This window comes from Acinetobacter sp. P8-3-8 (assembly GCF_000214135.1).
Classification (GTDB): Bacteria; Pseudomonadota; Gammaproteobacteria; order Pseudomonadales; family Moraxellaceae; genus Acinetobacter.
The window spans coordinates 1-6,476 of sequence record NZ_AFIE01000087.1 but is presented as its reverse complement, the minus strand read 5'-3'; the positions used below and the strand labels follow the sequence as shown (position 1 = coordinate 6,476).

Annotated in this window: 6 protein-coding genes and 1 pseudogene; 5 read left to right on the top strand and 2 right to left on the bottom strand. The window is 34.6% G+C overall.

What is annotated here, in order from left to right:
* Positions 1-355: pseudogene (locus tag GGG_RS0118050) on the bottom strand (transposase); the annotation flags it as partial.
* 543 nt (positions 356-898) lie between these two features.
* Between GGG_RS0118050 and GGG_RS20520 the strand changes: the two are divergent.
* From GGG_RS20520 to GGG_RS20515, 5 genes are all read left to right on the top strand, one after another.
* Positions 899-2,152, top strand: coding sequence for a hypothetical protein (locus GGG_RS20520; protein WP_010117532.1), 1,254 nt, complete (start codon positions 899-901; stop codon positions 2,150-2,152).
* A 288-nt stretch (positions 2,153-2,440) separates the two neighbouring features.
* Positions 2,441-3,085: an SOS response-associated peptidase gene (locus GGG_RS0118035; RefSeq protein WP_010117530.1), complete on the top strand. Its 645-nt coding sequence runs from the start codon at positions 2,441-2,443 to the stop codon at positions 3,083-3,085.
* Positions 3,086-3,178: 93 nt separating this feature from the next.
* A complete protein-coding gene (locus tag GGG_RS0118030) occupies positions 3,179-3,793 on the top strand; it encodes a LexA family transcriptional regulator (protein ID WP_010117528.1) in 615 nt (204 codons plus the stop codon).
* Positions 3,790-5,085 (top strand): Y-family DNA polymerase, encoded by a 1,296-nt coding sequence (locus GGG_RS0118025; protein WP_010117526.1) that lies wholly within the window; start codon positions 3,790-3,792, stop codon positions 5,083-5,085. The genes GGG_RS0118030 and GGG_RS0118025 overlap by 4 nt, the downstream gene beginning before the upstream one ends.
* Before the next feature lie 38 nt (positions 5,086-5,123).
* Positions 5,124-5,885: a hypothetical protein gene (locus GGG_RS20515; protein ID WP_010117525.1), complete on the top strand. Its 762-nt coding sequence runs from the start codon at positions 5,124-5,126 to the stop codon at positions 5,883-5,885.
* A gap of 29 nt (positions 5,886-5,914) precedes the next feature.
* Here the strand turns inward: GGG_RS20515 and GGG_RS0118015 are convergent, their stop codons facing one another.
* On the bottom strand, positions 5,915-6,355 hold the full coding sequence (locus tag GGG_RS0118015; RefSeq protein ID WP_010117524.1) for a lysozyme: 441 nt from the start codon (positions 6,353-6,355) through the stop codon (positions 5,915-5,917).
* Positions 6,356-6,476: the final 121 nt, after the last annotated feature.

Here is a 6,476-nt window from a genome sequence, read left to right as displayed (position 1 = left end):
TTGACACCAAATTGTTTGCACAGCGTAGTGACTTTAACCAGTCTCATTGCAAAGTATTTGATTACCGTGTACTTCTCTTGCCTTGATCGGTGAGGAAATACACATGCACTTTTTTTAGTATGTCATTTGCCTCTTTGAGCTGTTTGACTTCTTTTTCTAGATCTAATATTCGTTGTTGCTCAGGTGTTAACTGACGTTTGCTTGAGCCTTCTGGATTAGCAGTACGAATCCATTTATCAAGTGTCGAGTAACCAATACCAAGCTTTACCGCAATTGATGCTAATGATTCATGTGAGTTTGCAAGTGCATAATCAATTGCTTGCTGTTTAAATTCCGGACTAAAGCGTTTACCCATGTGTACATCTCCAAAGTTAACATTACGTTATCTTTAGAGGGACGATGTGTCCATTATTTTGGCTAGGATCAAATTTAATCATGATACAAATAAGGATACAAGAACAGCCCAAATGTATAAGTTCATATGAGGTTATATTAGCCAATAAAAAATCCTTAAATCTTTTAGATTCAAGGCTTTATGATTCATATTAAGTTGTATAAGTTTATATGATTTTTAAAATTTGGTAGGTATAAGCAGACTCGAACTGCTGACCTCTACGATGTCAACGTAATACTCATTCATAAAAATCAATATGTTATATCTAATCGGTGCCCAAGTTTCGCCCATTAATTTTGTTACAAAAAGAGGACATGAAATAGTTCAGATGATTCTTTTTAAAATGGAAAAATTAATTGTCCTGACAATAGTATAGATTTTTAATTTGTGGAATCTAGATAATAATGTAAACATTGTGATCTTACCCCTTATTTTGGGTATAGAATCATTATAAATTAAAACTCATAATTAAAATTGAAAACAAATAAATCTAAGGAGTCAGATGTGAATAAGATTAATTATAAAAGGATTTTCTCAAGCCTAATTTGTTATGTACTAATATTACAGCAATCTCATGCATTTTCAATTAATGGATGGGAACCCTTAAAGACAGCTGAGCAAATTATTACTGCTCCAACAAAAACCATCATTAATACTGCTAAAGTTATTGTAGAGGGCAAAAACCCTGAAACAATACTGGACCCTACAAAAGATTTAATTAAAGCACACGCACCTATTCCTGCAGCTGTATCAGAAATTACAACTTGGCCACAAACTCAGATTTATAAAGAAGCTCGCAAGGTTGTTGCTAAATCAGGTTCAGGCGGTGAACTTATATTCGATGTAGCAACATTTTATGACAACTACCAAGCCCAAATAATAAAATCTTCAGGTCAAGTTGCTACAAATACTTTATTGGGTCAAGATCCAATGCAAATCCTCGCTATGCCACTTGCAGCTGCAATACGAGAAGCTCAAGAAAGGCATATAGCTAATGCTAAGCCATTGCCTAAAGATGTAAAAGATGGATTAGCCAGCTTATACTCTAAGGAGGTTTTAGACAGTGCAAGATATGTAATTGGTGATATTGAGTTTACTTTACCAAATGGAATTGGCAAAGCTCATAAATTTATGGGAAAAGAAATAGCTGTTGTTGTTGGTAATGTTATTGTTTTTTCAACTGACCCTGGAGGGCTATGGAATAATCCTTTTTGGTGGGGGCATGAGCTTAAGCATGTCGAACAATATTCAAAATGGGGAATAGAAGAGTTTGCTCTTCGTTACGTGAAAAACTATACAGGTAATGTTGAAAATCCAGCAGATGATGCAGGTAGTGAAGCCTTAACATGGGCTTTAAACAACCAAAAGGCATACAACCAAAGTATGACTGTTTTAGCTTCACAATCACATATAAATGAATTAACTGGAAAATCTAAACCATTATTACCTAATTCAGGCTTGCAAAAACTAATACAACCTAATGATCCTGTAGTTGTTCAGTTTTTCTTTTTTAATGATTCACCTATCTTTGAATATTATGGAACTCAAAGTGGAAAAATTGTTGTAAAAGATAGTTCCAAAAACATTTGGATGCAAATCGGATGGGCGATTCCACCAGATATTCAAGGACCATCATGGATTTATTTTATACCAAACAAAGGAAGTTATGATGTATTTGCTAATGGTGCAATTATGATGAGATATTCTCATGTTGGCTCCCCAATTCAAGTTGGATATGTAGCACAAATTCAACCTTAAAACTTAAAGCATTAATTTGGACCTATGTGATTATTGAATTTAGCCTTACTAGCCCTCATCCGAGGGCTTTCTCAAACAACTTCCGCTCTTTCGCACGACGATTCGATAGCCCACGCATTACCTTGCAGCTTGTCCAACTCCAATAAAAAATTATTAGGTATTATTAAAAATGAAAGATTGGCCTTATTTCTATATAAAGCAAACGTTGCAAATCGGCGTTCCATTTTTTAAATATAAAGGCTATGGTGTTTATAGAGAAATCTTTGTATTTTGGTTGGAGAATAAATAATGTGTTCAAACTATGAAATTCCCACCAGAGAAGCCCTCACATTACTTGATGTCAACGAAGATCAGTTAGATTTAGAGCTGAAGCCACATATATACCCGGGTTATCACGCACCTATCATCATGAAAGGTTTTGATCTTGATGTTGGTAAATTCGGGCTATTACCGAGCTGGGCTAAAGATTTCAAGTTCAGTTCACATACATATAATGCAAGAACTGAAACAGTTGCAGAAAAGCCTAGTTTTCGTCATGCATGGAAATACAGCAAATTTTGTCTTATACCGGTTCAAGAATTTTATGAGCCAAAATACATAGAGGGCAAAGCACACTGGTACACGATCAAGCGTGAAGATGGTCAGCCTTTTACAGTCGCAGCCATTTATGACGATGCTGTGATTAAAGACTCAAAAGTAAGATCCTTTTCAATGCTTACGATTAATTCAGATAACCACCCTTTCATGAAGCAATTTCACGCGCCTACAGATGAAAAAAGATCAATCATCGTCATTCCAGAACAATACCGCAATGATTGGCTAAATGTAGGTAGTGAACACGCACATGAATATTTCTTTGAAATGCGTGATGAATTTATCACTTTTTCACGTGACCATTTATCAGAAACAAAACTACAAAATGACTTATTTTGATTTAGGACTGATTATCCACAGCTTTTAAATTTGAAATTTAAAATCATACAATCTAGAATCTTGAATATGTAACATATTCAAGTGAATTATTTTATGAACATTAATTTAAATAATGGCGCATCAACAACTAAACTTTTAAAGCTTAGTGAGGCTTCATTAGCTCACTTGAGTCATTCAAAAGTTATTGATATTAGAACACATATACCCAAGATTACTATTGGCGATATTTCAAAAATCTCTGCATTTCAACCTGTTGTTAAATACTCGATCCCATTAGTACTCAACAAGATAGCTGCTGGATTTCCATCCCCTGCCACTGATTACGTTGATAAAATGGTGGATATGAATGAGCTACTTATTTCCAATAAAGATGCTACGTTTATCGTTCAAGTTGAATCGCTATCCATGAAAGATATTGGTATAGATATCAATGATTATTTAATTGTAGACCGTAGCATCAGATCACAACATCAAGACATCGTTATTGCATTTATTGACAATGAATTTACTGTTAAACGAATGATGATTACACAGCGAATGTCGCATGATGAATTGGTAGAAATCTTTCACGAAGATGATTTACTTGATAGTTTGCCTGCTGTTTGGCTTAAACCTGAGAATATTGAGTGCAAGCCAATTCTTCCTCGCAATGAGCAAGAATTAGTGATTTGGGGTGTAGTCACCAAAGTCATTAAGAATCTCAAATGAAACATCAAGAAAAGATATTTGCGCTTGTTGATATCAATAATTGCTATGTCTCGTGTGAACGTTTCTTTAACCCCAAACTAAATGATGTCCCAGTCATTGTACTCTCGAATAACGATGGGTGTGCTGTAGCAAGATCAAATGAAGCGAAAGCAATGGGCATTAAAATGGGTGTACCATTATTTCAAATTAAAGATGTCGTCCAAAAAAATAATGTACAGGTCCTATCTAGTAACTACGCAATTTATGCCGAGATGTCACGTCGATTTCATTCGATACTTGCAGGTTATGTTGCACCACATGAACAAGAAATCTATTCGATTGATGAATGCTTTCTAGATCTGACAAGCTTTAAGAACAATTATGATTTAGTTGAATATTGCCAAGGAATGCGGGAGCGTATACAGCAATGGATCGGTTTACCAGTATCCATTGGCATAGGAAGATCAAAGACTGAAGCGAAGATCGCAAACCATATGGCCAAGAAAGGTAAACGTTTTAATGGAGTGTGTGATTTAGCAAATATGAACCCGAAACATCGTGAATATTTCTGGTCACTGGTTGAAGTTGGGGAGGTATGGGGAGTTGGGAGGAAGCAGAATAAAAAACTTAATGATATGGGTATTAACACTGTTTTGGATTTAGCAAAATCTAACCCACCTATCATGGGAAAATTATTCACTGTTTGTATGCAGAGGACTGTACTTGAACTACAAGGCGTTTCTTGTATGCCTATTGATGATCAACCAAAACCTAAGCAGCAAATTGTTGCCAGTCGATCTTTTGGTGAAAAAATCACGGAGCTTGATGATTTAAAAGAAGCAATGTCTAAGTATGTACAAGATGCAGTTAAACGATTAAGAAGTGAAAAGCTTTTATGTGGCGTTATTACTGCCTTTGTACAGTCCAATCCTTTTGATGCATCGGTACCTTATTACAGTAAAACCCAAGTATATAAATTTGCTGAACCAGTAGACTGTGTTTTAGATTTGGTTGATGTTACTTATGGGTTATTAGATAAGATATACAAACCAGGTATTAAGTATAAAAAATGTGGCGTCTTTCTTTCTGAATTAATCGAGAAATCAAGTCATATCCCTGATCTATTGTCAGATCACGAAGTTAGATCTTTAAATGAAAACTTAATGCAGGCATATGAGGATATTCAAGCCAAGCACGGCAAAGCTAAGATTTCTGTTGGCCCTTGTTACTTCAAGCATCGTAAGTGGTCTATGAGTAGAGATATGCTGTCTAAGAATTATTTTTCAAAAAATGGACTGATCAAGGTTAAGTAACTATATAATTAAGCTATCTTTTTAAAAATATTTTTATCATGGAAATAAATCAAGCAGCTCAAACATTCTTATTATTTTACTTTTTAATTTTTTTTAGCTTAATAGGGTTTGCATATTTTATAAATAACAATAAAAAAACATCTAAAATATCATTAGCAAATGCAGTTCAAACTTCGATATTGTTTGTAGGAATTTTTACATTATTGGTGTTTGGCGCATCATATTATTTTGTTCTTTCAGATGCGGATCCTACTAAACAACCATTGAAAGATGCTTTATCGATATCTGCTAGTTTTTTTGGTGGATTTGCTACACTAACCGCTGCATATATTGCTTCAAAATTGTTTAATGATTGGAAAGAGCAACATAATTTGCAAATTATTGCTTTGGAGGCAAAAAATGCATTCCACTTATTTCACAAGCAAGCAGATCAAATTTATGAATTTAAATGTAAAATAGAGGATATCGAAAATAATAAAAGTGAAGTCAAGTTGTCAGAAAGAAGAGTTGCTATTGATTTTCAAGATACTATATTGCAAGCATACAATATAGATAAAGTGACAATGGGTTCTTTTTGCTACCTCACAAAAGGTCAAAAAATATATGACCTAACCATGGAATATTACAACGAGATAAAAGAAACAGAAAATATATTAGCAAATAAGGCAAATCAAGGCTTTAGTGACACTAGATTTTTGAATAAACAATCAGCTCCAGAGTTTATAAAATTATTCAGCTCTCTTGAAGAAAAAAATAATGCTATCCTGGATGAATTAAAAACTTATATCTTTGTAAAATAGTGCGTTTTATGACTGTTTATAAAAGCCCTCTAAAGGGCTTTCTCAAATAATTTCCGCTCTTTCGCACGTCGATTCGTAAGCCCACGCATCACCTTACCGCCTGCCCGATTCCAGCGTAGGAATTGTTCAGCCGCTCCTTTATAATCTTTAGCATTCAACTTTTTAAGCAAAGTCGAATTTAAGAATGCGCTTACTCCAATGTTGTAAGCTAATGAAACCAATGCATCATACTGGTTTTGATTAAGCGGTACCTTGACCTGATTTACCGCTGATTCAAATTGCTTTAAATCTTGGGCCATGTAGCTTTTAGCTTGCTCAAGTGTACAAGTATCGCCTTTCTTGACTTTGGTACCATTAATCATCGTGGTACCGTAACCGATGGTCCATACACCTACACCATCGTCATAAGCTTTGAGTCTAAGGCCTTCAAATGAGCAGATTAAATCGATTCCGTTTGTACTTATTTTCATCTGAATATTGCTCCAAAGGCTTCTTTAATTTCTGTGATAATTTCCATGAAAGATTTACCTTTCATAAGCTGCACTGATTGATAAGCGATACCAATACAAAGCATTCCAAAGATGGCAAATA